Source organism: uncultured Chitinibacter sp. (assembly GCF_945957625.1).
Taxonomy (GTDB): domain Bacteria; phylum Pseudomonadota; class Gammaproteobacteria; order Burkholderiales; family Chitinibacteraceae; genus Chitinibacter; species Chitinibacter tainanensis.
The window spans coordinates 14,948-38,056 of record NZ_CAMFLP010000003.1; the positions used below are offsets into that span (position 1 = coordinate 14,948).

General features: G+C 56.9%; 23 protein-coding genes and 1 riboswitch. Of the genes, 9 read left to right on the plus strand and 14 right to left on the minus strand.

Translation table 11 applies throughout. From position 1 onward, the window contains the following. Genes QV747_RS05485 through QV747_RS05495 form a run of 3 tightly spaced genes read right to left on the minus strand, consistent with a single transcriptional unit; the run spans position 1 to position 3,928 of the window. Entirely contained in the window at positions 1-1,071 is a 1,071-nt protein-coding gene (locus tag QV747_RS05485; protein ID WP_273430234.1) for an aminotransferase class I/II-fold pyridoxal phosphate-dependent enzyme, read from the minus strand. A 31-nt stretch (positions 1,072-1,102) separates the two neighbouring features. After that, entirely contained in the window at positions 1,103-2,086 is a 984-nt protein-coding gene (gene cbiB, locus QV747_RS05490; RefSeq protein WP_273430235.1) for an adenosylcobinamide-phosphate synthase CbiB, read from the minus strand. A 3-nt stretch (positions 2,087-2,089) separates the two neighbouring features. Next, positions 2,090-3,928, minus strand: coding sequence for a TonB-dependent receptor domain-containing protein (locus tag QV747_RS05495; protein WP_273430237.1), 1,839 nt, complete (start codon positions 3,926-3,928; stop codon positions 2,090-2,092). Between the two features lie 122 nt (positions 3,929-4,050). Beyond that, positions 4,051-4,269, minus strand: a riboswitch (cobalamin riboswitch). A gap of 187 nt (positions 4,270-4,456) precedes the next feature. Here QV747_RS05495 and QV747_RS05500 point away from each other — a divergent pair. Genes QV747_RS05500 through QV747_RS05510 form a run of 3 tightly spaced genes read left to right on the plus strand, consistent with a single transcriptional unit; the run spans position 4,457 to position 7,380 of the window. Then, positions 4,457-5,026: a GbsR/MarR family transcriptional regulator gene (locus QV747_RS05500; RefSeq protein ID WP_273430239.1), complete on the plus strand. Its 570-nt coding sequence runs from the start codon at positions 4,457-4,459 to the stop codon at positions 5,024-5,026. A 3-nt stretch (positions 5,027-5,029) separates the two neighbouring features. Then, positions 5,030-6,346, plus strand: a complete 1,317-nt coding sequence (locus tag QV747_RS05505) for a cytochrome ubiquinol oxidase subunit I (RefSeq protein WP_051259084.1) — start codon at positions 5,030-5,032, stop codon at positions 6,344-6,346. Positions 6,347-6,357: 11 nt separating this feature from the next. After that, on the plus strand, positions 6,358-7,380 hold the full coding sequence (locus QV747_RS05510) for a cytochrome d ubiquinol oxidase subunit II (protein WP_273430240.1): 1,023 nt from the start codon (positions 6,358-6,360) through the stop codon (positions 7,378-7,380). Between the two features lie 54 nt (positions 7,381-7,434). Here QV747_RS05510 and QV747_RS05515 read toward each other — a convergent pair whose 3' ends face one another. Further along, positions 7,435-10,206, minus strand: coding sequence for a M16 family metallopeptidase (locus tag QV747_RS05515; protein ID WP_273430241.1), 2,772 nt, complete (start codon positions 10,204-10,206; stop codon positions 7,435-7,437). Between the two features lie 66 nt (positions 10,207-10,272). On the opposite strand from QV747_RS05515, the gene QV747_RS05520 reads away from it, so the two are divergent. Together QV747_RS05520 and QV747_RS05525 are read left to right on the plus strand one after the other, a co-directional pair. Beyond that, positions 10,273-10,800 carry a DUF4231 domain-containing protein gene (locus tag QV747_RS05520; RefSeq protein ID WP_273430242.1) on the plus strand — a complete coding sequence of 176 codons (528 nt, stop codon included), beginning with the start codon at positions 10,273-10,275 and terminating at the stop codon, positions 10,798-10,800. Beyond that, entirely contained in the window at positions 10,800-11,210 is a 411-nt protein-coding gene (locus QV747_RS05525) for a hypothetical protein (RefSeq protein ID WP_273430243.1), read from the plus strand. The genes QV747_RS05520 and QV747_RS05525 overlap by 1 nt, the downstream gene beginning before the upstream one ends. Positions 11,211-11,245: 35 nt before the next feature. Here QV747_RS05525 and QV747_RS05530 read toward each other — a convergent pair whose 3' ends face one another. Then, entirely contained in the window at positions 11,246-12,955 is a 1,710-nt protein-coding gene (locus QV747_RS05530; protein WP_273430245.1) for an EAL domain-containing protein, read from the minus strand. 172 nt (positions 12,956-13,127) lie between these two features. Between QV747_RS05530 and QV747_RS05535 the strand changes: the two genes are divergently transcribed. Then, complete coding sequence (locus QV747_RS05535; RefSeq protein WP_273430246.1) at positions 13,128-13,973, plus strand: 23S rRNA (adenine(2030)-N(6))-methyltransferase RlmJ; 846 nt, start codon at positions 13,128-13,130, stop codon at positions 13,971-13,973. A 124-nt stretch (positions 13,974-14,097) separates the two neighbouring features. Here the strand turns inward: QV747_RS05535 and QV747_RS05540 are convergent, their stop codons facing one another. From QV747_RS05540 to leuC, 7 genes are all read right to left on the minus strand, one after another. Then, positions 14,098-15,021 (minus strand): Asd/ArgC dimerization domain-containing protein, encoded by a 924-nt coding sequence (locus tag QV747_RS05540; RefSeq protein WP_273430248.1) that lies wholly within the window; start codon positions 15,019-15,021, stop codon positions 14,098-14,100. Between the two features lie 127 nt (positions 15,022-15,148). Further along, positions 15,149-15,913 carry an ABC transporter substrate-binding protein gene (locus tag QV747_RS05545; protein WP_169721088.1) on the minus strand — a complete coding sequence of 255 codons (765 nt, stop codon included), beginning with the start codon at positions 15,911-15,913 and terminating at the stop codon, positions 15,149-15,151. A gap of 103 nt (positions 15,914-16,016) precedes the next feature. Further along, entirely contained in the window at positions 16,017-17,081 is a 1,065-nt protein-coding gene (leuB, locus tag QV747_RS05550) for a 3-isopropylmalate dehydrogenase (protein ID WP_273430249.1), read from the minus strand. A gap of 164 nt (positions 17,082-17,245) precedes the next feature. Continuing rightward, the gene (nagB, locus tag QV747_RS05555) at positions 17,246-17,977 is read right to left on the minus strand and encodes a glucosamine-6-phosphate deaminase (RefSeq protein ID WP_028450700.1); all 732 of its coding nucleotides are present in this window, start codon (positions 17,975-17,977) and stop codon (positions 17,246-17,248) included. 112 nt (positions 17,978-18,089) lie between these two features. After that, entirely contained in the window at positions 18,090-18,725 is a 636-nt protein-coding gene (gene leuD / locus QV747_RS05560) for a 3-isopropylmalate dehydratase small subunit (RefSeq protein WP_028450701.1), read from the minus strand. Then, entirely contained in the window at positions 18,722-18,838 is a 117-nt protein-coding gene (locus QV747_RS05565; RefSeq protein ID WP_156129093.1) for an entericidin A/B family lipoprotein, read from the minus strand. Before QV747_RS05565 ends, leuD begins: the two co-directional genes overlap by 4 nt. A 9-nt stretch (positions 18,839-18,847) precedes the next feature. Continuing rightward, on the minus strand, positions 18,848-20,254 hold the full coding sequence (gene leuC / locus QV747_RS05570) for a 3-isopropylmalate dehydratase large subunit (RefSeq protein ID WP_028450702.1): 1,407 nt from the start codon (positions 20,252-20,254) through the stop codon (positions 18,848-18,850). 154 nt (positions 20,255-20,408) lie between these two features. On the opposite strand from leuC, the gene QV747_RS05575 reads away from it, so the two are divergent. The 3 genes from QV747_RS05575 (at position 20,409) to QV747_RS05585 (ending at position 21,711) form a co-directional block, all read left to right on the plus strand. Then, positions 20,409-20,861, plus strand: coding sequence for a ribonuclease domain-containing protein (locus QV747_RS05575; RefSeq protein ID WP_273430251.1), 453 nt, complete (start codon positions 20,409-20,411; stop codon positions 20,859-20,861). Further along, positions 20,840-21,118, plus strand: a complete 279-nt coding sequence (locus QV747_RS05580; RefSeq protein ID WP_273430253.1) for a barstar family protein — start codon at positions 20,840-20,842, stop codon at positions 21,116-21,118. The genes QV747_RS05575 and QV747_RS05580 overlap by 22 nt, the downstream gene beginning before the upstream one ends. A gap of 311 nt (positions 21,119-21,429) precedes the next feature. Further along, positions 21,430-21,711, plus strand: coding sequence for a DNA-binding transcriptional regulator (locus tag QV747_RS05585; RefSeq protein WP_034619846.1), 282 nt, complete (start codon positions 21,430-21,432; stop codon positions 21,709-21,711). Between the two features lie 11 nt (positions 21,712-21,722). Here the strand turns inward: QV747_RS05585 and QV747_RS05590 are convergent, their stop codons facing one another. After that, positions 21,723-22,580: a radical SAM protein gene (locus QV747_RS05590; RefSeq protein WP_273430255.1), complete on the minus strand. Its 858-nt coding sequence runs from the start codon at positions 22,578-22,580 to the stop codon at positions 21,723-21,725. A gap of 11 nt (positions 22,581-22,591) precedes the next feature. After that, the gene (locus QV747_RS05595; protein WP_273430257.1) at positions 22,592-23,047 is read right to left on the minus strand and encodes a universal stress protein; all 456 of its coding nucleotides are present in this window, start codon (positions 23,045-23,047) and stop codon (positions 22,592-22,594) included. Positions 23,048-23,109 lie beyond the last annotated feature (62 nt).

A 23,109-nucleotide genomic window follows, 5' to 3' on the forward strand; every position in this document is an offset into this window, starting at 1 on the left:
TTAATGGGGGTCGGCAGGGCCGATTTGCGCTTGCGCAGCGGCGAGGCGGCTGGCAAAGCGCACGCGGTCGGCCTCGGCCACCGGGCCAAAGCGCAGTGCGCTGGAGCCGGCATCGGGGGTATTGAATACGCGGGCATAGATTTTCTGACTTGCCAACGCATACCCCCACTGATCAATGACATCGGCACTCACCGGGCAATACTGCAAGAGCGGATGGCTGGCCGCAACGGTGAGGCCATGCGCTTGCAAAGTTTCGCTCAGCCAGACCTGATCGGCTTGCAACCGCGCCAGTTGCGCCTGCTGCCAGTCGCGATCTTGCCAGGCCAACTGCGCCGCCCACAGCGCGGGGCCGCTCACCGCCCACGGCCCCAGCCATTGCGCCAGCGCGGTGCGGATAGCCCCCGGCGCGTACACCATGCCCAGCCGCAAACCGGCTAGGCCAAAGAATTTCCCCACCGAGCGCAGCACAATCAGCCCCGGCTGTTCACCGGCGGTCAGCAAGCTAGTTTGGCTACCCGCCAGTGCGGGCGCATCGATAAAGGCTTCATCCACCACCAGCCAGCCACCGCGCGCCGACAACTGCGCCGCCCAGTCTAGGAGCGTGGCGCTCGGCCAGCTGCGGGCATCGGGGTTGTTCGGGTTCACCAGCACCAGTACGTCCAGCGCGGGGATGGCCGCCGCAATCGCATCCGCCGCCAGTGCACTCACCTGATGCCCACCCAATTGCCAGCGCCAACCATGCTCGGCATACGCGCCGCGCAGCACCCCGACCCGGGCGCGCCCGCAGGTCTGCAGCCGTACAATCGGCAAGCCGGCAATCGCGGCCTGGCTACCCGCCACCGGCAGTCCCTCGGCCACACCGTAATACGCGGCCGCCGCAGCGTGAAAGTTGGCATCCGGGTGGGCAAGATGCTGTACCACCGCCGCCGGCAATGGCGGCAGCGGATAGCTATATGGGGCAATACCGGTCGAGCAATCGATCCAGTCGGCCCGGCTACCGCCAAAATTGGCCATGATGGTGGCCATATTGCCACCATGGCGCGGGGGCTGGCCCGTGAGTAATTGCGACATTAGTTGTATTTCCGCGCAGGGTTAAACGGCATCATCCCCACCACCACTGCAGCACCAGCAACAGCACCGCCAGTGCCAGTTGCAAGGCAAAACAGCGTTGCACCAGCCACAGCGCGCGGCGCACATCGGCAGCCTGCGGCACCCGGCCGGCACCCAAGGTAGGGCGCTCTTCCAGCCGCCCATGATAAACCGCCGGCCCGCCCAAGGCGACGCCCAGCGCGCCGGCGCCACTGGCCATCACCGGCCCGGCATTCGGGCTATCCCACTCTGGGGCTTGCCGCCGCCAGCAATGTAGCGCCAGCCGGGTTTGGCCCAGCAGCGCATAGCTCAGCGCCGTAACGCGGGCGGGAATAAAATTGAGCACATCATCCAGCCGCGCCGCCACGCGGCCAAACTGATTAAAGCGTGGCGTGCGATAGCCCCACATTGCATCCAAGGTATTGGCTAGCCGGTGCAATAGCGCGCCCGGCCCGCCCAACAAAACAAACCAGCACAGGGTGGCAAACACCGCATCGGCGCCGTTTTCTAGCGTGGATTCAATCGCGCCGCGGGCGATGGCCGGGTGTTCCAGCGCGGCACAATCGCGGCTAACAATCCGCTGCAAAGCCGCCCGCGCCGCGGGTAAATCGCGCGCCTGCAGCGGCCGCCAGATGGCGATCACATGCTCATGCAGGCTGCGGGCGCCCAGCGCAAACCACAGCAAGAACCCATGCCCCAACACCGCCGCCGCGCTACTCGCCCAGTGGCTGGCGCTCAGGGGCATGGACTGGGCTTGAGTCTGCAATAGCCCTAAGCCAGCCGCAAATACCCCTGCAGGTATCACCACCAAAATCAGAACACATAAGCCCCCCCGGGCAATACCCATCTTACCGGTATTGCACCGCTGCTCCAGCCACTGCGCCAGACGGCCAAAGCCGACCAGCGGGTGCCAGCGCCGGGGCTCACCCCACAGCGCCTCCAGCACCAGCGCAAGCCACAAGGCCGGCAGCAGTAATTGGGGGGCGAACCACAACATGGCTTACTTTTGCGGTGCCCAGCGCAGCGTCAGCATGCCATTCAGGCCCAGCGTGCCGTAGTCGTAAACCTGGGTGTAATCGCGATCAAACAGATTATTCACCCGGGCATTCACGCTCCAGTCTTTGTTCAGCTGGTAATCGGCGCTCAGATTCACCACGCCATAGCCCGCCAGCGTCACGCGGCCAACGCCATAGATGTCGTCATAGCGTTTGCTCTGGCCCTGCACTTCCGCACGCAGCTGCCAGCCATCGGCTGCATAGCCGGCATAGGCCAAAGCACTGTGCTTGGCGCGCCGCGCCAGTTGCTGATCTTTTTGCAGATCTTTGGCATCAAGGTAGTCGTAGCTCACGCCGGCCAGCCAGTTGCCGCTCTGCCAATCGCCGGTGAACGTAATCCCCTGCAGGCGCACGCGCTCGACATTGCTGACGGTATTGGTGCGGGTCAGGATGAAGTTTTTCACTGTATTGCGATAGCCCGTCAGGCTCAGCTGCAGCGCATCGCCACGATAGCGGGTAAAGAGCTCGCCACCGGCTGATTCTTGCGGTTTCAGATGCGGATTACCGTAATTGGGGAAATACAGATCGTTAAAGGTCGGTGCTTTGTAAGCGGTGCCGTAGCTACCACCCAGTTGCCACTGCTCGCTCAGCTGATAGCTCGCGCCTGCGCTGCCGGTGGTTTGGCGGCCAAATTGCGAGTTATCGTCGCTGCGCAGATTACCCTGCAGGCTCAGCGGGCCCAGCTTGGCCAGATAGCCACCCAAGAAACTATTAATGCGGCGCTGATCTACATCGTATTTGGTGGTGCCAGAGACTTCCTGATTCAGCGTCTCGGCACCCAAGGTGGCCGTGCCCGGGCCGAATTGAATATCATTGAGCCAGCTTATTTGAGTTTGCAGGGTTTTAAACTGGCTTCGCTCTTTGGCCGCAGTCGCGGCCGGCGCATAGGTGTAACTATTGTCGAGGCTTTGGCCCACTTGCAGGCGGCTATGCCAACGCTCGGTAAATTGATTGCTGCTGTACACCTGCAGCGCGCCGCTGGTGCTTTCATCGCGATAATCGTAAACCTTCGGCGCGTAGGCGTTGTCGTAATGGCTTTCGCTATCGGCCACCAGCAGGCTGGCGCCCAGCTCATGCCCTGTGGCCAGCTGATGGCTCAGGCTCAACGAGCCGCTGGTATTTTCATAGCCATCGGCATCGCTGTTGTACTTGGCGTATTTAGGCAGCACCAGCGCGCTAATGCCGTCGGTTTTGTAATGGCTCACGCTGGCGGCATAGCGGGTGGTAGCCGTGCCGCCACTCAGGCTGGCGCTGGCTTGCAGGCTGTCTTGCGTGCCCATGCCTAAGCTAATGGCCGGTTGCATACCGGCTTGGCCGCGCTTGGTAAAGATCTGGATGACCCCGCCAATGGCATCAGCGCCATACAGGCTGGCCGCAGGGCCACGCAGGATTTCAATGCGCTCAATCTGCGCCAGCGGGATATTCTGCAGCGCAGCCGTGCCGGTGGTGGCCGAACCCACGCGCACCCCATCAATCAGCACAATACTTTGATTGGTATTGGCGCCACGGATAAACAGATTCATCGCTTTGCCCGGGCCGCCATTGCTGGCGGTTTGAATGCCGGGCTGGCGCGCCAGCACTTCAGGCAGGCTACTCTGGCCTTCGCGGGCCAGCTCGGCTGCGGTCAGGACCGTCACATCACCGATGACTTCGCGCTCGGGCTGGGCAATGCGCGATGCGGTAACCACGATTTCTTCAAGCGGCTCGGCGGTGTTTGCGGCCTGGGCCAGCAGCGGAAAGGTCGATAAAACTACGAGGTATAACTGGGAAAGACGCGTATTCATTAGGGCCTCCGGCAATACACCCACAGTGTATTGCTGTTTAAAACCGACAGAGGCCACGCGTTAGCCGGATCGAACGATCCTGAGTTCACGCGCGCGGGCACCCTGCCGTGCGTTTCGCTGCGCCAATGCGCAGCCACCGAGGCCGGTATCCGGACTGATCAGTGACCCGCTTGCGGGCCGATCGGTCGCCTTCCCATTCGCGATGCGAACAGTGGCTGCGCTGAGCGCATGACCGACTACACTGATTTACCGTTGCAGGGGCAGTACAGGCTTTTCACCTGTTTCCCGTTTAAAGGCGGGCAGCGATTGCTGCGCGCCTCACCTTGGCTGGCGCGCATTGTAGCCCAATCGCCCTGCCATTGCCTGACGCGAATATGACAAAGTCAATCGCCAGCATTTTAGTTTTTATCAATCAGCCAGATAGCAAAATACAATCGCCTAATTTTTGGGCAGCCCATTGTCAAGCTCACCCCCGCTGGAATATGATCCAGATCAAATTTCAAAGATTACTGAAAATTCAAAACGTTTATGAAGCTCACACCTTTGATCCAATCTTTCGTGCTGCACTTTGGCGAAATGGGTAGCCGCTGGGGCATTAATCGCACTGTGGGGCAGATTTATGCGCTGCTGTTTGTTAGTGAAAAACCACTCAATGCCGACGAAATGGCCGAGGCGCTGGGCTTTTCGCGCTCGAATGTCAGCATGGGGCTCAAAGAGCTGGAATCGTGGCGGCTGGTAAAGCTGCAGCATTTTCCCGGCGATCGGCGCGAGTATTACTCCACCCCGGAAGACGTGTGGGCGATTTTTCAAACCCTGGCCGAAGAGCGCCGCAAGCGCGAAGTGGAGCCGACCCTCACCATGCTGCGCGGGGCGCTGATGGAAGAGCCGGGCAACGACGCCGAACGCTATGCGCAGGCGCGGATGGCCGAAATGCATGGGCTGATTGATCTGGTGACCAGCTGGTTTAGCGATATTCAAAAACTGGATGTCGAAACGCTGGAAAAGCTGATGAAGCTCGGCGCGCAGGTGCAAAAGTTCTTACTGTTTACCCAAAAACTGCCCTTTATCGGCCAAGAAGCCGCCCGCAAGGAGGAATAGACCATGCCACCCGATGCCAGTGTGCTCGATCCGCTGTTATTGGCCCGCATTCAATTTGGCGCCAATATCACGTTTCATATCTTGTTTCCCACCATCAGCATTGCGCTCGGTTGGGTGCTGCTGTTTTTCAAGCTGCGCTTTAATGCCACCGGCGAAGCCAAATGGCTGGATGCCTATGCATTTTGGGTAAAAATCTTTGCCCTGACTTTTGCGCTGGGCGTGGTTAGCGGCATTACCATGAGTTTTCAGTTCGGCACCAACTGGCCGGGCTATATGCAAACGGTGGGTAATATCGCCGGGCCGCTATTGGCCTATGAAGTGCTGACGGCGTTTTTCCTAGAAGCGACGTTCCTCGGGATTATGCTGTTTGGCCAGCAACGGGTCTCCAACCGGATGCATACGGTAGCCACCGTGTTGGTGGCTGGCGGCACGACGCTGTCGGCATTCTGGATCTTGGTGCTTAATTCCTGGATGCAAACCCCGGCCGGCTTTGAAATGATCAATGGCCAAGCCCATGTGACTAGCTGGCTGGCGGTGATTTTCAATCCATCCATGCCTTATCGCCTCACCCATATGTTGCTGGCCTCTGGCCTTACGGTAGCGTTTTTACTGGCTGGGGTTTCGGCGTATCGCTGGCTGGCTGGCCAGCGCACCGGCGGCGTCCATGCCAGCCTGAAAACCGGCGTGTATCTGGCGGCGCTCTTGATCCCGCTGCAAATTTTTGTCGGCGATATGCATGGCCTGAATACCCTGAAACACCAGCCGGCCAAGCTAGCAGCCATCGAAGGGGTGTGGCACACCGAGCGCGGTGCGCCGCTGTTGCTGTTCGCTCTGCCCAATAGCGAAACGCGCAGCAATGACTACGCCATTGGCATCCCGAAACTGGCGAGCTTGATTCTGACGCATGATCTGAATGGCGAAATCAAAGGCCTGAATGAGTTTGTGGGCGAGCATCCGCCAGTTGCGAAAGTATTCTGGTCGTTCCGGGTGATGGTGGGCGTGGGTGTGCTGATGCTGCTCACCAGCTGGCTGGCCGCCTGGCAACTGCGCCGGGTGGGCGAGCCAGCCCCATGGCTGGGCCGCGTGTTGATCGGCATGACCTTTAGCGGCTGGATTGCCACCGTGGCCGGCTGGTATGTGACCGAAATCGGTCGCCAGCCCTGGCTAGTGCAAGGCGTACTCAAAACTGCTGATGCGGCCTCTAATGTAGCGGGCGGCATGATCTTGAGCACGCTGATCATGTATCTGGCGCTGTATGTGTTCTTGCTCGCCTCATACATTTCGGTGGTCTTTTACCTGGCCCGCAAAGCCAAAGCTTGAGGAGTGACATCATGACGGGCATTGATCTGGCCTATTGGCTACCAGTAATTTTTGCCGCCCTGATGGTGGTGGCGATGTTTGCCTATGTTGTACTGGATGGGTATGACCTTGGCGTCGGCATTTTGCTTGAGCTAGCGAGCGATACCCCACAAAAAGATCAGATGATCGCCGCGATTGGCCCCTTCTGGGATGCCAACGAAACCTGGCTGGTACTGGGGGTGGGCCTATTGCTGGTGGCATTCCCGCTGGCGCACGGTGTGATTCTCACTGCACTGTATTTGCCGGTGGCGCTGATGCTGCTGGGGCTGATTTTGCGCGGGGTGGCTTTTGATTTTCGCGTGAAAGCTCAAGCGCAGCACCAGCCGCTGTGGAATCGCTTGTTTTTCGTCGGTTCACTCTTGGCCACGGTAGCGCAGGGCGTGATGCTGGGGCGCTATCTCACCGGCTTTGCGCCGGGCTGGGCCGCCTGGGGTTTTGCCCTGCTGGTGGGCCTAAGCCTGATCGCCGCCTATGCCCTACTTGGCGCCGGCTGGTTGATTATGAAATCCACCGGCGATCTGCAACAACGCGCCGTGCGCTGGGCCAAAGCCAGCTTAGGTTTTGCCGCGCTGGCAGCACTGCTGGTGTCGGTGGCCACCCCGGCTATCAGCCCGCGGGTATTTGAGCTGTGGTTTAGCCTGCCGAACTTCTTCCTGCTGGCCCCGGTGCCACTGGTATCGATCGCCCTGTTTGCGGTAATGGCATACAGCCTACCCAAACTCGCCCAGCGCCAGCAGCAAGGCAATGATAATTTCTGCTGGCTACCCTTTGCGGCCACGGTCGGGATTGTGGCGCTGTGCTTTTTCGGGCTGGTGTTCAGTATCTTCCCGCATCTGGTGATCGATCAGCTCACCATCTGGCAAGCCGCCAGCAGCCCCGAAGCCCTGCTCATCATGCTCTTTGGCGCCGCGATCGTGCTGCCGACCATCATTGGCTACACCATCTACTCGTATCGGGTGTTCTGGGGCAAGGCGCGCGAATTACAATACACCTAAGTGTCTTTTAGCTCGCAAGCAAAAGCCCCAGCCTTATTTGGCTGGGGCTTTTTGTTATTGCTCAGCTAATAATTTGTCGAATTTCACTTCATTGCGACAATTAAACGTCCCAGAAGTCCAGCGAGAGGGCTTGAGCCAATCCTGCAAATACTGATGAAGCTGGGCCGGCGTGTAGTTTACTTCCTGCATAGCAACACTCCCACCTGTACCATTCCACATCCAGCTGCGCGAAACCCAATACGCCCGCCATACCGGATCACGGGCAATTCGCTCCAGCATCTGATTCATTTTGGTATTGGTTAATTCGGCCGTTGCAGCCGTGGGCGGTTCTTTGAAGAGCTTTTTCAACACCTGTTCCACCGAAGCCACTACTTCCGAACAACGCCCATCGTCATGCTTGAATTCAAAAGTCATTAACATGCCTTGTGCTGGGCTTAGCGCTGTCGAATATTGCACGCCATAAACATCACCAGCCACCTCACGCAAAGCCTGATTCAGCGCATCATGAATCACTTCGCTCAGGGCCAGCCCCAGCATTAAGTTATCTTGTGAGGCCGCTAATGGCACATCAACCTGTAAGACCCGCCATGCTGTGCTACCGCGAATACGCTGTTTGACTTGCGAGGGTGAATTTAATCCCAGCCATTTCTGCCCAGCCTTGGCAGGCTCGGTATTTGCCGCTGTCACAGGCAAATTAGCGAGATATTTTTCGAGCAAGGGCTGAGCTTGCTTGGGCTCTACGCCTGCCAACACAAATTTGAATTGAGCCGGATTACCCAACAGTTTTTGCTGTACAGCCTGTAATTGCGCCAGATTGGCTTCAAAATCCGTGCTGTACCAATCCTCTTTATAAGGCCAATTCTCGCCGTAGCGGCTCTCACTCAGCGAGGCATAGAGAGAGTTAGTCCCGCTGTAATAGCTTTGATACGCCATTTTCTGGCTTTCATCCAATACCGCAGCATCAAATTTTGGCCCTTGCAGGAAATAACGCAGGCCGAGCAACAAGCCCTCCAAACCATCCGGCACTGAAGTGGCTGCAATTTGGGTGGAATCGGGATTAAAGTCGGCACCCATGGTGAGCGAGTATTCGCGTAAAAATTGCTGGTATTCGGCTGAACTTAAGCCACCAAAGCCGACCTTGCTATGCACATACGGTAGCACCAAGGCCGCGCGGTACAGTTTTTTATCCTGTAAATGCACAATGCCTAGGGGTGAAAAACCGGAGAGCGCGATTTTATTGCTCGGCGTTTTGGCGGGGATCACCAATATTTCTATCCCGTTGGGCAGGTAAAAGGTGACTCCCCCAGTGGCGGCATCAACACTCTGCCGGCTGATCGTCTGCGGCACTAGCCCTGCCGCGGCAGATGCTGACCCTTTTCCATTCAAGGCCGGCAGTTGCTGCGCCCGAACTTCAGCCATCATGCTCTGCAACGAAGACAGCGAAAAACTGGTGAATGACACGAGATTACTCGGTTGCAATACAAAGACCATTTGCCCTTTGGCATCGAGCAGATCTTTCCAACGCTGCTGCAGGCCCTCAGGCGTAACCTTGGCCGCCAGCTGCTCACGCAATTGCTGACGCTCTTCCGGTGTGATCAAGGGATAACCATAACGCACATGATTCAGCATCCGATTTACCCAGCTTTCATTGCTGAACACACGAGCGCTCTCCCGCTTGAGCTGCGCTGCAGTCGCTGCAATTTCTTCGGCTGTAAACCCATGCTGCTTGGCGCGTACAAATTCCTGATACATCTCGCGCAGTCCATCTTTCAGCCGGTTGTCCTTCACCTCAAGCTCAAACGATAGTTCAATCTCCCGGTTGGGGATGACCCCCCCCGGTTTTTGATCCATTTCGAGCCGCTGCAGCGCACTTTCGGTCTGAAGCGAACGCTGCAATAGGCGTTTTTCCAAGATTCCGGCGATCACCTCATCGCTGTAAGCAGTCTGCAGATCATAGCCCTGCCCTAATTGCCCAAGCCGCCACGACCATTGCAAGGTCGATTGGGCAATGCCTAAGTCACGATCCACAAACTGCTGCAACGGCTGCAAGGGTAAGGTGGCCTTAAACTCAGCCGCGGCTTCGCCACGCACTAAAGGAGCAAACAGCGTTTTAATCTGCTGCTCAATCTGTTGCGGGTCGATATCCCCTGCCACCATCACCACCATGCGCTGAGCCTGATATTCGCGCTGATAAAACTGCCGCACTTTTTGCAAGCTTGCAGCACGAATTACCGCCTTGTCACCAATGGGCAGTCGCCGGGCATAGACCGAATCGGGGATGAGCGAGTCGTAGACACTTTGCCAATATTTGGCACTAGCCCTGCGGGTAATCTCTTCGGCCAACACAATTTTCTGTTCGGCTTGAAAATGTGCATCCTCAAAGGCGATACCCTGACTGGCCCAATCGGCCAGCAATTGCAAGCCAGCTGGCATTTGCGCGGGTTTGAGTGATAATTCGTAGCGGGTATATTCTGGGTAGGTATGGGCATTCGAGTCGGCCACCACACCTTCGCGTTCGAGCAATGCTTTAATCTGCTCATGCGTAAAGTGTTGGGTTCCCCGGAAAGCCAGATGCTCCAGCAAATGGGCGAAGCCTAATTCCTGATCTTGTTCGTGCACCGATCCCACATTCACCAGCAGGTGGGCCTGTACTTGCCCTGCTGGCTGCAGATTGCGTTTAATGAAATATCGCACCCCATTTGGCAACTCACCATGCACTACGCTTGGACTGACCGCCAGCGCCTGATTACCCGCCCAAGCGGCAGGCGTAACCACCCCCCAAACCATCAATAACATTACGCCCAGATAGCGTTTTGCGCGCCACATGGTTGACTCCCTATTTTTGTTTTTAAATCGTTGCGAGCATGCTACTGCAGTGCGTCAGGAGCGTCCATGCGCGAACGGCACTGTTATGATGGGGTTTTCACTTACATCAAAATGATGGATCACGACATCACCGCGCAGATCATTACGCAGCATCCGGATATCCGGGTGCGATTTTTGCTCAGCAAAATCATCCGCCATCAGCGCTATAGCGAGCGCAAAAGCCAGCAGCTCAAGCAAACCACCTATACCCTCAAATTCTCGCTCTTGACCCTCGCGGCGGCTTCCACCGTGGTGCTGGGGCTGGAATGGCCATGGCTGACGCCCTATGCCAAAAATATCGCCTTGGTATTGGGGGCGCTGATGACGTTATTGGGCGGGATTGCCAGTTTTTTGAATATCGAAGAATACTGGATGCGCAACAACACCATTCACCTGAAGCTGCGTGCGCTACGGGATCGGCTGATTTACCTCACCGCCGAATTGCAAGCCATTGAAGACGATGTGCTGCAAGGCTTTATCAATGACTATCAGGCCATTACCGAAAGCAATATCAATTATTGGGCCGAGGCCATTGCCGAACGGCAGGGCCAGTAATGCCGGCGTTTTATCGCCGCCGGCGCACCTATAAATACACGCTGGATACCCCCTATCAGCTCCTCACCCCGCTGCGCCCGCTAGAGGCGGTGGGCAATGGCTTTCTGCGCCTGCACCCAGATGGCACACTGGCCATTGCGGCGCATTACAGCTGGGATGGCGCCAGCGGCCCGATGCCGGATTTACCCAGTATTGTGCGCGGCTCGCTGGTGCATGATGCGCTGTACCAGTTAATTCGGGAAGGCGCGCTGGCGGCAAAGCCCCACCGGCGCGAGGCCGATCAGCTTTTACGCAGCCTGTGTTTAGCCGATGGCATGTCGTATCTGCTGGCGCAATGGGTGTATCTATGTGTGCGGGTGTTCGGTGGCCTGTTTGTACGCTCACCGCAGCGGGCGCTGCGCAATACCTAGGCAGGTATCGCCCCAAAATCAATATAAATCAGTAGCTACAGCAACATACCTTCAGCCTGCAAATAGGCTGGCACCTTATTAGCCTCCAGCGGCCGGCTAAACCAGTAGCCCTGAGCGTAATCCACCCCTTGCGCCGCCAGCCAGTCGGCTTCGGCCGGCGTTTCCACCCCTTCGGCCACGACTTCAAGCTGTAGCGCTCGCGCCAGATCAAGCAAGGCGCGGCATACCTGCTGCTGGGCCTGATTGTCGGGGATATTCTTGATCAGGCTGCGATCAAACTTGAGCTTACTGAGCGCAAGGCGCGACAACATCGCCAGGTTCGAGTAGCCGGTACCAAAATCATCCATATGTATCGCGATCCCCGCCGCGGTGAGCTGCTGCAGCGCTTGCCAGGCATGCTGGTCCATCAGCGTGGATTCGGTCAGCTCCAGCTGCAATAAAGGCTGCAAAGCGGGCGGTAAGGCCTGCACGCGCGCGATCACGCTTTCGGCAAAACGGCCATGGGCTAACTGCAGCGCCGAGACATTCACCGCCACCGGCAGTAAAGGCTGGCCAGCCGCCGCCCAGCTTTGCAGCTGCGCCATGGCTTCTTCCAGCGCCCAATCGCCAATCGCGGCGATAATGCCGGTTTGCTCGGCAAAGGGAATAAACTGCAGCGGGCTAATCTCGCCGCGCAAGGGCTGATACCAGCGAATTAGTGCTTCAAAACCAGTCACCTGCCCATCTGTCAGCCGCACTTGTGGCTGATACACGAGGCGAAATTCGCCACGCTCCAGCGCCTGGCGCAATTCACGTTCGAGCTGCAATTGGCGCACCGCGTCTTGCGCCATGATGGCCTGAAAACCGCTTACCCGCCCACGCCCGGCGGCCTTGCCCTGATAGAGCGCGACATCGGCATGCTTGAGCAATTGCCCGCCGCTGTGCCCATCGGCCGGAAAACTGACACGCCCCGCGGTGAATCCGAGTGGAAAATCCAACTCTTCAATCCGGATACTCTCACTCAAAAAGCGCCCCAGCGCTTCATCAATCAAGGCCAATTGCGCCTGCGGCGCCAGCAAGACAAATTCGTCGCCACCCAGGCGAAACACCTGCTCGCTAATCGATTGCAGCCGCTCGCCAATTTGCACCAGCGCGGCATCGCCCGCGGCGTGGCCAAGCGCATCGTTAATCCGTTTGAAATGATCCAGATCGATCAACCACAGCGCAAACGGTAGCCCGCTGCGTACCCATTCGGCCAGCTGGTTTTCCAGCGCATGGCGGTTATAGAGCCGCGTGAGCGGATCATGTTCAGCCAGCCAGCGCAGCTGCTCTTGGGCACGTTTGCGCTCGCTGATATCGCGGGCAATGCCGGCTGTGCCAATCACCTGCCGCCCCTCGCGCACCGGTACTTTGATCAGCTCCATCCAGCGCTGGCCGTCTTCTACATGCTCAAACGGATGCTCCTGGCGGATTGCTTCGCCAGATTCCACGATGCGCAAATCATCTTCGCGATAGCGCTGCGCCAGATGCGGCGGCGAAAGGAAAAAATCGTCTTTCCCCAACAGCTGGCGGGCATCGGCGATGTGCCAGATATCGCAAAAGGCTTTGTTCACCACCACAAAGCGTCCCTCGCGATCTTTGACCCACGCCAGATCGGGAATACTATCCACCAGCGCCTGATAGCGCCGACGCAAGCGGCGGGCGCGCCAGGCGTACACCAGCAGCGCCAAACACAACAGACTCAGCCCGATTAGCAACCAGCCCATGCCTACCTCACGATAAAGCCATAAGCCATTCTAAGCACAATGCGCCCGCGCGGTGCGGTTTTGCGCTGGGAATGTCACTTGTACCTACACTGGCGCGCATGGCCGCTGCGCAGGCAGTTAGGTGGGCACTGCGGTTTAGCGCTAAAATAGGCGATTGTTCTGCAGGTGCCCCATGCTCAGTTACCGCCACGCCTTTCACGCCGGCAACCATGCCGATGTGCTCAAACACGCCGTTCAAACCTTGCTGCTGGATTATCTAAACCAGAAAGACAAGCCGTGGTGGTATATCGATACCCACGCCGGGGCCGGCGTGTATTCGCTGACCGAAGGCTACGCCACCAAAAACGCCGAGTACAACACCGGCATTGCCCGTATCTGGCAACGCCAAGACCTGCCCGCGCCGCTACAGCGTTATGTCGAGATCGTGCGCGAACTTAATCCGGGCGAGCGTTTGCAGCTGTATCCGGGCTCGCCCTATGTGGCTCAGGCCTTGCAGCGCAGCGACGATAAATTGCGGCTGTTTGAGCTGCACAGCAGCGATGTGCAACTCTTGAGCGACAATTTTGCCAGCGCCGGGCGCGCGGCCCAGGTGCAGCATGCCGATGGCTTTGCCAGCATCAAAGGCGTTTTGCCACCACCGCCGCGTCGCGCGCTGATGCTGATCGACCCCCCGTACGAAGACAAACACGATTATGTGCGCGTAGTCGACACCATGAAGCTGGCGCTGGAGCGCTTTGCCACCGGCGTGTACGCGATCTGGTATCCGGAGCTCTCGCGCCCTGAAGTCAAGCAGATGCTGGATAAACTGAAAAAACTGCCGGCCAAAGGCTGGCTGCATGCGGCCCTCACCGTCCATAGCCCGCGCGCCGATGGTTTTGGCATGTACGGCAGTGGCATGTTTGTGTTTAACCCGCCGTGGACGCTGGCCGAATCACTACAAACCTCCCTACCGTATCTGGTGCAACACCTTGGTATTGATGGCGGAGCGCGCTATACCCTAGAGCAACATACCAGCTAAGGCAGCTTAGCGCTCGCAAGGCCTCTGTCCGTCGCAACTGTGCGATCCTGCGCGTGCAAGCACAAAAACAAAAAGCCCCGCGGTGCGGGGCTTTTGCTTTCAGGCGAACGAGTTATACACCGGATTACAGCAGGGCCAGCAGCAAGGCTGCTGCGCGAGCTGGCAAGCGGGCATTATCGGCCACCAGCCACAGCGTGACCGTCAGGCCATCGTTCGATACTTGCAGCTGATTCGCCCAGATTTTGTCGGCGCCAATTGCATCTTGCGGGGTAGCGATGCCGGCGGCGCCGTCCACTTGCAGGAAAAACAGCGCTGGCGAGGCCTGCAGCGCGGCTTCGATTTGCGCGCGGGTTTGTGGCTGGGCCAGGCGTACGCTCAGGCTCACGGCATGGCCGAAGAACACTGGCGCGTGCGTCAGGGTCAGGCTATGCAAGGGCAGGCCTGCGGCCGCCACTTCCTGTTGCACCCGGTTGATGGCTTCAGCATCGGTCACCGGCAGCAGATTAAAGGCCAAGCGCTTGGGATAGCCACCCAGCTCAACTTCCTGCTGGGCAAACAGTTGCCGCGTTTGCATCGACAGCGTTTCAATCGCGTTTTTGCCTTCGCCCGAGGCCGACAGCAGCGCGCTGGCCGCCACAAACTCAGGCGCTGCCGCGGTTTTCAGTGCATCCAGCGCGGCTGTAATCATCGAGGTCACCACTTGCGGCAGGCTCACCACTTGCCCGCGCCTGGCCGCGCCCACCGGCGCATTAGCACCACCAGTCAGATCAATCACCGCCACGCCCGCGCTGGCGGCTTGCGCCGCATAGCGGGTGGCTAGCGCCGGCTCGCCCACAAACAGCGCCGCATCCACATGGGCAAAATCAAAGGTTTCCAGATCCAGAATAGGCAGCACTTGCTGATTGAGCTCCAGCGTGCCGGCTTCTTCGTCATCGGCGAGTGGGTACAGCGCGCCAAGCTGGATCGGCATTTCGCCCAATACATCCAGAACAGTTTGAGCTGCGGGGGTATCTGCACCGACGAGCGCAACAGAAATGGCTTTAGACATATACTCACTCCAGGTATCCAAATAAAACAACCGCACGCGACCTGCTGGCCGGTGCGGTGAGTAGGTATTTTACCTTTGATCGCGGCGCAAGCCTACCCACCTTGCGCGGCACAGGCTGGGTGGGCGCTTATTTGGCCTGATTAATGTCTTTACGCGCCTGATCGAGCAAGGTATTGAGCTGGCCACTTTCCAGCAATTTACGCAGGCCAATATTAAATTCAGTCGCCCAGCGCGGGGATTTGGGGTTTTTGCGATCAAGCACGACATGCAGCGGCGCGCTCCAGTAGGCTTGCGGCGGGCACACGATATTTTTGCGCTCGTCTTCGCCCAGATTTTGCGCGATCAGATAGGGGCCAACTTCGACATCAATCGGCAAGACATCGATATAACCGGCATTGAGTTTACGCAGATTGCTCACGTCGCTATTGCTGGCGTCTACTTTTAATACGCCGGCCTTCACCAGATTATCAAATTCATCCGAGTAAAAATTGCCCGAGGTAATACCGATGCGATAGGTGGCAAGATCGGGCAGTTTTTTCCAGCTGATTTCGCGCCCGCGCTTTTGGCAAAACACCATGCTCAGCGACAAAATCGGGTCGGTGTAGATCAGGTCTTTTTCGCGCTCGGGGTTTTTGGCCCAGCCAAAACCGCCCTCATACAAGCCCATGCGCACCCCATCAATCGCACGCTTATTCGGCACCGCCACCAGTTTGGCGGTGATTTTTTGCTGCGCAAATGCAGCTACCACAATGCGGGTAAGCAAGCCTTTGTGCGGCAAGGCATCGCCCATATAGGGCGGATATTCTTGCAAGGTGAGCGTGATGTCTTCGGCGTGCGCCGTGTTCATCCAGACACTGGCCACGACCCCAAGGACCACTAAACCGGCTTTCATGGCGTTCTCCCAAACTGTGCTGGCAAGTTTTAGCATACGCTGTGCAGTAAAAAAGAGCCCCGCAAGGCTCTTTTTTGGCTTACAAACGGTACGGCGCACGACCTTACAGCGCCGCCACCACCGCATCACCCATCGCCGAGCAGCCGACTTTGGTCGTACCCGCTTCATAGATATCGGCCGTGCGCAGGCCTTGGGCCAGCACTTTTTTCACGGCGTTTTCTACGCGTTGCGCGGCAGCTTCGTTATTGAAGGTGTAGCGCAGCATCATCGCGACCGACAAAATCGTCGCCAATGGGTTGGCCACGTCTTTGCCAGCAATATCGGGCGCCGAGCCATGGCTTGGCTCGTACAGACCTTTGTTGTTGGCGTCGAGCGAGGCGCTTGGCAACATGCCGATTGAGCCGGTCAGCATAGAAGCTTCATCGCTCAAAATGTCACCAAAGATATTACCGGTGACCACCACATCGAATTGCTTCGGCGCTTTCACCAGCTGCATGGCGGCATTATCCACCAGCATGTGGCTCAGCTCGACATCCGGATATTCCTTGGCTAGATCAGTCATGATCTCTTTCCAGAATTCGGTGGTTTCCAGCACATTGGCTTTATCCACTGAGCACAGGCGTTTGCCGCGCTTTTGCGCCGCCTGGAAAGCCACATGGCCGATGCGGCGGATTTCGCTTTCGGCGTACAGCATGGTGTTAAAGCCTTCACGCTCGCCCGCTTCATTGGTGCGAATACCACGTGGCTGGCCGAAGTAAATATCGCCGGTCAGCTCGCGCACAATCAGGATATCCAGGCCTGACACCACTTCTGGCTTCAGCGTGGAAGCATTGGCCAATTCCGGGTACAGAATCGCGGGGCGCAGATTGGCAAACAAGTTCAGATCTTTGCGGATGGCCAGCAAGCCACGCTCTGGGCGCAGCGGGCGCTCCAGCTGGTCGTACTGTGGGCCACCCACGGCGCCGAGCAAAATCGCATCGGCTTCACGCGCCAGTTTTTGCGTGAATTCTGGATACGGCGCGCCGTATTGATCATAAGCTGCGCCACCCAATGGGGCTTCCTGCAGCTCCAGCGCCAGGCCATCTTGCTGCAGCGCCAGCAGGACTTTTTTCGCCTGAGCAACAATTTCGGGGCCAATGCCGTCACCGGGCAGAATCAGAACTTTCATAATGCTCTCGTCGTGGTGTTGAGTGTCAATGCAAAATACTAATGGGTATAGGTCTGCAGTATTGATCTAGATTGGCTTACAGCCCAATACCCCTAGCAAAAAAAAACTGCCGCCGACGTGAAAAAGAGGGGCAAGCCCCTCTTTGCTCACTGGGCTAGGCCAGCTTAGAACGATACTTTGTAATCAACGTCGCAATCAGTCATCACAATCACGCGTGGGTGCGTTTGCAGCAATGAAGCTGGCACTTGCGTGGTGATCGGGCCATTCAGGGTTGCATCCAGGATGGCAGCTTTTTCAGCGCCCTTCACTACCAGCAAAATTGCTTTGGCTTGCATGATCGAACCCATACCCATGGTCACGGCGTGAGTGGGTACATCATCAATGCTGTCAAAGAAGCGTTTGTTGGCTTCGCGGGTTTCTTCTTTCAGCGTTACTTTGTAAGTACCGCGTGACAATTGCGTATCTGGCTCGTTAAAACCGATGTGGCCGTTGTGGCCAATACCCAGCAATTGCAGATCAACCGGGCCTTGCTCGAACATCATGCGGTCGTAATCACGGCACTCTACATCCACATCGGCGGCATTGCCGTTCGGTACATGGGTGTTTTCCGCTTTGATATCGATGTGATCAAACAGATTGCGCTGCATGAAATTGCGATAGCTTTCTGGGTGAGTCACTGGCAGACCCACGTATTCATCCAGATTGAACGTTTTAGCTTGAGCAAAGCTCACTAGACCTGCCTGGTAGGTTTTCACGATTTCTTTGTACAGGCCAACTGGAGTACCACCGGTGGCCATACCCAGCACTGCATTAGGCTTGGCACGTACCATGGAAATGATCAGGTCAGCAGCAGCACGATCAAGATCGCTCGAATTTTTAAATTTATGCAGGATCATGGGTTTACTTTCCAAGTGTGTATTTGACCGTGAAACTATACGATAAAACCCGGTCATATTTATTGATCAAGTCTAAAAATTAAGCCCCAAATTTGTGTCGGGGCTCAATTAATTAGGCAAACAGCCACGGCTGCTCGGCTTTACGCCGCGCTTCAAAAGCCGCGATTTCATCCCGATGCGCCAAAGTCAGGCCGATTTCATCCAAACCATTGAGCAAACAATGTTTGCGATGCTCGGTGATTTCAAAACTGAATTGCTCGCCGCTTGGGGTAGTGATGGTTTGCGCTGGCAAATCAATCTTTAAGCGATAACCTTCGCTGGCCGCTTCACGGAACAACTGATCAACCACGGCCGCAGGCTGCACAATCGGCAGCAGACCATTTTTGAAACAGTTATTAAAGAAAATATCGGCAAAGCTTGGCGCAATCAGTGCGCGAAAGCCGAAATCTTCAATCGCCCATGGCGCGTGCTCACGCGAACTACCACAGCCAAAGTTATCACGCGCCAACAAGACTTGCGCGCCTTGATTGCGTGGCAGATTGAGCTCGAAATCCGGATTGAGCGGACGCTGGCTGTTATCCATACCCGGCTCGCCGTGATCCAGATAGCGCCATTCATCAAACAGATTCGGGCCAAAGCCTGAACGTTTGATCGATTTCAAAAATTGCTTAGGGATAATGGCATCGGTGTCGACGTTGGCACGATCCATCGCGCACACCAGCCCATCCAGTTGAGTAAACGGTTTCATTTCGCTGCCTTTTCGATGGCTTCGCCACCTTTTTTAATGTCTTTGCCGATTCCGGAAATGGTGTTACACGCGGTCAGACTCAGCAGTAACACACCGAACAAAATGACACGCATGCGCACTCCTTAGGCAAAAGTTCGTACATCAACAAAATGACCGGCAATCGCGGCGGCGGCGGCCATTTCTGGGCTCACCAGATGCGTACGCCCGCCCTGACCTTGCCGCCCTTCAAAGTTGCGGTTTGAAGTCGAAGCGCAACGCTCACCAGGTGACAAACGATCGGCATTCATGGCCAGACACATCGAACAGCCCGGCTCACGCCATTCAAACCCGGCCTCGATAAAGATCTGATGCAGGCCTTCAGCTTCGGCTTGGGCTTTTACCAAGCCCGAACCTGGCACGATCAATACTTGCTTGACCGAAGCTGCCTTTTTCTTGCCTTTGACGACACTCGCAGCTGCGCGCAAATCTTCGATCCGGCTGTTGGTACAGGAGCCGATAAAGACTTTATCAATGGCGATTTGCGCCAGCGGGGTATCCGCGGTCAAACCCATATATTGCAAGGCGCGCTCATAGCTGCCTTTTTTCACCGGATCGCTCTCGGCGGCTGGATTGGGCACTTTGCCGGAAATGCCCAGCACTTGCTCGGGTGAGGTACCCCAAGTGACTTGCGGCTCGATTTCTTCCGCACGCAGCGTGACGACGGTATCAAACTCAGCACCTTCATCAGACACCAGCGTACGCCAGTAAGCGACTGCGGCATCCCATTGCTCTGCGTTTGGCGAGAATGGGCGGCCTTGCAGGTAATCGATGGTTTTATCATCCACCGCGACCATGCCCGCACGCGCGCCACCTTCGATAGCCATATTGCACAGGGTCATTCGCCCTTCCATGCTCAAGCTGCGAATGGCATCGCCACCAAATTCAATCGCATAGCCCGTACCGCCAGCGGTACCGATTTTGCCGATAATCGCCAGCGCCACGTCCTTGGCAGTTACACCAAAGCCCAGTTGGCCATCCACGCGGACCAGCATGGATTTCGATTTTTTGGCAACCAACGTTTGCGTAGCCAGTACGTGCTCAACTTCGGAAGTACCGATACCGTGCGCCAGCGCCGCAAAAGCACCATGAGTTGAGGTATGGCTATCGCCACACACCACAGTCATACCCGGCAGCGTAGCGCCGTTTTCCGGGCCAACCACATGCACGATACCCTGGCGCTGATCTTTAAATGGGAAATACGCCAGCGCGCCAAATTCTTTGATATTGGCATCCAGCGTTTCCACCTGCAGGCGCGAAATCGGGTCTTGAATGCCTTTGTCCCACTCATTGGTGGGGGTGTTGTGGTCGGCCGTGGCCACCACCGAGGTTTTACGCCATGGTTGGCGACCAGCCAGTTTCAGCCCTTCAAAGGCTTGCGGGCTCGTCACTTCATGCACCAGATGACGGTCGATATAGATCAGGCAAGTGCCGTCCGCTTCTTCGCGGACCACGTGCGATTGCCAAAGTTTGTCGTACAGGGTTTTTGCCATAGCAGGGATCGCCAATCGGGACAATCGGGAAACCCCTGATAGTAGCGGAATCCCTGTATTGCGACAACCAAGCCGCGCCATCTCAGGGCTTCATCCCTCTGCGCCAGCCAGCAATTCAGCGCATAATGACCCCACCCCAATCCCGAGCCAACCTATGCCGCGCTTATTGACTCTTCTGACCATCGCCGGCCTGAGCCTAAGCACCTGGGCTAGCGCCGCCACGCCAAGCTGCAGCCAATTGGCGCAGCAATTTGCCCGCAGCCACCAGCTCAATGCGCAAGAACTCAACGAAGTCTTCACTAGCCTCGCGCTAACGCAAAGCCTGCCGCCCAAATTTGTGAACAAACGCGAGGCCCAGGCGGCCGGCTGGCAGCCGGGCCGCAGCCTGTGGGATGTTCTACCTGGCAAATCGATTGGCGGCGATCGCTTTGGCAACCGCGAGCAACGCCTACCAAGTGGGCGCTACCAAGAGGCCGACCTGGATTACCACGGCCAAAAGCGCAATGCCAAACGCTTGGTTTACCAAGGCAACGGCCCGCGCTTTATTACCATTGATCATTACCAGACCTTTACCGAGGTGCCCGCATGCCAAGCCACACCACGCTAACCCTCTGCCATGTGCATTCACTTGCGGAGCTCTATCAACAGATTGGCGCGCAAATCCCGGCCGACGAGGCCTTTGGCCACAATCTGGATGGCTTATACGACTTGCTCGCCAACAATCTTGCCGGCCCGGTGCAGCTCAATTGGCCGGATTTTACCCAAGCGCGCCAGCACCTCAGCCCACATGAACTGTCAGCCATAGAAAATCTACTGCACGAGATTAGCAGCGAAAGGCCTGATTTCAGCTTGCAGCTTAAATAATACCCCCTCCCCGTATCGCACCACAAAGATGTATTAGCCTAACCCTCAGGCTAATACATCACCCGAAATGCAATGACAAAGTCATATGCACAAAAACATCACCCAGCGCAATAGGGATTTGACGCAATATGCCAAACAAATTAGCATTCGCTGATTAGCCCTTGATTTAGTTCCATTTTAAGTTCGGCAATATTCAACACTGGGCAGTTGCAAAAGTGCCGTGCCTCACAGAGTCAAAATTCTTAAGATGACATCAACATTTATCAATGCGGCATAGAGGAATCGTTGGCCTCATCATTAAGGAGAACACCATGACAACCACCCTGAATCCCAAACAGATCCGTAAACAACTTGGCATGAATCAACAGGACTTCTGGAGTCAGATCGGCGTGACGCAAAGTGGGGGCTCACGCTATGAAAGCGGCCGCGCCATGCCCAAGCCCGTGCGTGAACTACTGCGCGTCGTCCATGTAGAAGGGATTGATCTGGCCGCCCTGCGCAAAGAAGAAATTCAGGCGCTGAATTATCTGCGCGAGCAACAGCCAAACCTGCTGCAAGATCTGATTCGCAAATCCGCCCAGGTCGGCGAATAAGCCGCAGCAAATCAAGCGCTGAGTTTTACCGGCAAACCCAGCGCCTCAATACGCGTCGCAAGGTCTTGCATCCAGCCTGCCGGCGCAGCACTTAAGCGCGGCGCAGCTGGCTGCAGTGAAGGCCGCGCCAGCCCATACAGCAGCACGCCAGCCAATGGCACCCCGGCCGCCAACTGTCGCTGCAAAAACGCCAAGTAGGCTACCAGCTCAGCCTCGCTTGGCAGCTGACCATCCATCGCAAACATACAGGTCTGTATCCAGCTCGGGCACAGGGTAGCGGCTGCGCGTAGGCGCCGCTCAACCTGACTGGCGCGCAAATTAATCTGGTTTACAAAGGCAAAACCATCTTCGGGCGCCCGATCAAGCTTAAACCAGACCTCCCCCTGCAATTGCGCCATGCGCGCGATCCCGGCCTGCACCGGCTCCTTATCCAGCTGACTGCCGTTGGTAATCAGTACGGTCTTAATATCTAGCGCAAATTGCGCTCGCACTTCAGCCACCAGCTCCATCACCGATAAAAACTCAGCCGCGGTGGTTGGCTCGCCATTGCCCGAGAAAGCAATGTCATTCAGTCGCCGCGCCTCAGCCGGCACCGCCGACTGCATGAAATCGCCATGCACAACCTCATGCAGCAATGCCGTCAGCTCGGCCTCCAGCATGCCCAGATCAATCGCCGGCGCTGACCCCCGCTGCAGATCGGGCACCTGACAATACACACAAGCCCAATTACAGGCATTATTGGGGTTGAGATTAATACCAATTGAAACCCCACCCGCTCGCCGCGAGACCACCGGATACACATAGCGCATTCCGGTAATATCACGACGGTGGTCAGTAACCGACAAAGGGGCTTTGATTTCAATCGACATGCAGAACTCGTTTAAACAGCGTTTTGCGGCGCGCGCACCAGCAGCACCGGCTTGGTGGTATAGCGCATCACACCTTCGGCCACACTACCCAGCAATAAATGCGTGAGGCCACCATAACCGTGCGTGCCCATCACTAGCAAATCAGCCTGCCATTGTACCGCATCCTCCACAATGGCCTTGGCAATTTGGCCACCCCAGATTTCCAGCAGCGCAGTTTCCACCTCAAGCCCCTGCGCCCGTACCTGTGCTGCCCGGTCAAGCAGTAAATGCTCGCCACTTTCTTTGAGCGAAGACTGCAATTGCGGCACATCCAGAAATTCATTGGCGCTCCAGGCAAATTGCGCCAGATCGATCACATGAATCAGGCGCAAAGTGGCATGCTGCTCACTGGCGAGGCGGCAAGCCTCGGTCAGCGCCGCATCACTGGTTTCGCTATGATCGATCGGGACAAAAATTCGGGTATACATGATTGGTCTCCCCAGCAAGAAATTTCCTGTACGTTCAGTCTAGCAGCCCAATGATGCAACAG

Coding starts and splice junctions, on each gene's coding strand:
- QV747_RS05505 (WP_051259084.1), top strand. CDS start 5,030: ATGCCACCCGATGCCAGTGTGCTCGATCCGCTGTTATTGGCCCGCATT.
- QV747_RS05545 (WP_169721088.1), bottom strand. CDS start 15,913: ATGAAAGCCGGTTTAGTGGTCCTTGGGGTCGTGGCCAGTGTCTGGATG.
- QV747_RS05530 (WP_273430245.1), bottom strand. CDS start 12,955: ATGGGCTGGTTGCTAATCGGGCTGAGTCTGTTGTGTTTGGCGCTGCTG.
- QV747_RS05520 (WP_273430242.1), top strand. CDS start 10,273: ATGCGCGAACGGCACTGTTATGATGGGGTTTTCACTTACATCAAAATG.
- QV747_RS05500 (WP_273430239.1), top strand. CDS start 4,457: ATGAAGCTCACACCTTTGATCCAATCTTTCGTGCTGCACTTTGGCGAA.
- QV747_RS05535 (WP_273430246.1), top strand. CDS start 13,128: ATGCTCAGTTACCGCCACGCCTTTCACGCCGGCAACCATGCCGATGTG.
- QV747_RS05485 (WP_273430234.1), bottom strand. CDS start 1,071: ATGTCGCAATTACTCACGGGCCAGCCCCCGCGCCATGGTGGCAATATG.
- QV747_RS05525 (WP_273430243.1), top strand. CDS start 10,800: ATGCCGGCGTTTTATCGCCGCCGGCGCACCTATAAATACACGCTGGAT.
- leuC (WP_028450702.1), bottom strand. CDS start 20,254: ATGGCAAAAACCCTGTACGACAAACTTTGGCAATCGCACGTGGTCCGC.
- leuB (WP_273430249.1), bottom strand. CDS start 17,081: ATGAAAGTTCTGATTCTGCCCGGTGACGGCATTGGCCCCGAAATTGTT.
- leuD (WP_028450701.1), bottom strand. CDS start 18,725: ATGAAACCGTTTACTCAACTGGATGGGCTGGTGTGCGCGATGGATCGT.
- QV747_RS05495 (WP_273430237.1), bottom strand. CDS start 3,928: ATGAATACGCGTCTTTCCCAGTTATACCTCGTAGTTTTATCGACCTTT.
- QV747_RS05540 (WP_273430248.1), bottom strand. CDS start 15,021: ATGTCTAAAGCCATTTCTGTTGCGCTCGTCGGTGCAGATACCCCCGCA.
- cbiB (WP_273430235.1), bottom strand. CDS start 2,086: ATGTTGTGGTTCGCCCCCCAATTACTGCTGCCGGCCTTGTGGCTTGCG.
- QV747_RS05515 (WP_273430241.1), bottom strand. CDS start 10,206: ATGTGGCGCGCAAAACGCTATCTGGGCGTAATGTTATTGATGGTTTGG.
- QV747_RS05565 (WP_156129093.1), bottom strand. CDS start 18,838: ATGCGTGTCATTTTGTTCGGTGTGTTACTGCTGAGTCTGACCGCGTGT.
- QV747_RS05510 (WP_273430240.1), top strand. CDS start 6,358: ATGACGGGCATTGATCTGGCCTATTGGCTACCAGTAATTTTTGCCGCC.
- nagB (WP_028450700.1), bottom strand. CDS start 17,977: ATGATCCTGCATAAATTTAAAAATTCGAGCGATCTTGATCGTGCTGCT.
- QV747_RS05595 (WP_273430257.1), bottom strand. CDS start 23,047: ATGTATACCCGAATTTTTGTCCCGATCGATCATAGCGAAACCAGTGAT.
- QV747_RS05580 (WP_273430253.1), top strand. CDS start 20,840: ATGCCAAGCCACACCACGCTAACCCTCTGCCATGTGCATTCACTTGCG.
- QV747_RS05590 (WP_273430255.1), bottom strand. CDS start 22,580: ATGTCGATTGAAATCAAAGCCCCTTTGTCGGTTACTGACCACCGTCGT.
- QV747_RS05575 (WP_273430251.1), top strand. CDS start 20,409: ATGCCGCGCTTATTGACTCTTCTGACCATCGCCGGCCTGAGCCTAAGC.
- QV747_RS05585 (WP_034619846.1), top strand. CDS start 21,430: ATGACAACCACCCTGAATCCCAAACAGATCCGTAAACAACTTGGCATG.